Below are 1090 nucleotides of genomic sequence, written 5' to 3'. Positions count from 1 at the left end.
TTAAATTTCTTAAATTCTATCTTTTCATCGAAAACCGACATCGTGCGCCGTAGCTCGTCTATATCGACATTTAGCACGGCTAAGAAATACTCCCGTAGCTGCACGTATTCATCTTTGTTTGCCATCAAAATATTCATTATATCGACGCTGGCGTTTTCTTTATATAGCACAAGCTGATCGTGAATGCCGAAAAATCCGAGGCTGCCATTATGTAGATGCATAAATATCTTAGAGCCGTAAAGCAAGGTAAGTACCATAGTAAAAATACAAACTATATTTCTAATATTAACACTCACGCTTTTGTCGTCTCCGCCAAACTTAAGCGCGAGTAAAACCCAAACGGCGATAACGATCTTAAGGGCTAACGGCATTTGCTGCCTCCAACTCCATCTGCAATCGAAGCTAACCGCCATCGCACCGATCTTTTGTAGCTCAAAAAATTTCACAATTTCGCCCTTTTTATAATACGCGACGGTAGAGTTCGTCATCACGAAATATGCTTCGCCCTCGCGCCTAGCCGCCTCTATGAGCGGCAAGGGCACTAGGATAAACATTCGCAATACGCCTAGCTCTGGCGGCCCCACCACGATGACGGCAAAAAACAAAAATATTAAAAATACGCAGCACATCGCAGGGAATTGATATTTAACGTAATCGCGATAGAGATGATCCGTTATGATTAATGGGGCTCTGTCATAATCTATGATTATGGTATTATCCTTGCTCGAAAGGCTCGCGTCCTTGTCGGTATACGTTTCTGCGCTATCATCTGCAAGCTCCGAGCCATCTAGTTTTAAATTCAGATCGCAAGCATCAGGCTTATCACTATCTATCTGCGATTTGCGAGGCGCCTTCGCGTGCCTTCCGCGTAAGGCTTCTCTTAGCTCATCTAAATTATCGCTCAAATCGTCTCCTTAAATTTTACCCGAAATTTTGCCACTCTTTTTTAGCCCACTCCGCAAACAAACGCTGCAAAAAGGCGTCCGTGGCGGATAAAATTTCGCTCGAATTTTAAAAGCTTCGTCTAGCCGAAGTTTACGGGATCCATATCGATCTCGACGGGCAGATGCTCAAGCGTGCGCGCAGCGTT

Annotated in this window: 1 protein-coding gene; it reads right to left on the bottom strand. The window is 44.2% G+C overall.

Translation table 11 applies throughout. From position 1 onward, the window contains the following. A partial coding sequence (locus Q0135_RS01130) for a hypothetical protein (RefSeq protein ID WP_297987583.1) occupies nucleotides 1-905 on the bottom strand: 905 nt, incomplete at its 3' end. Nucleotides 906-1090: the final 185 nt, after the last annotated feature.

This window comes from uncultured Campylobacter sp. (assembly GCF_937981295.1).
GTDB lineage: Bacteria > Campylobacterota > Campylobacteria > Campylobacterales > Campylobacteraceae > Campylobacter_B.
The sequence above is the reverse complement of the archived record's forward strand: the minus strand, read 5'-3'. Positions and strand labels throughout refer to the sequence as shown.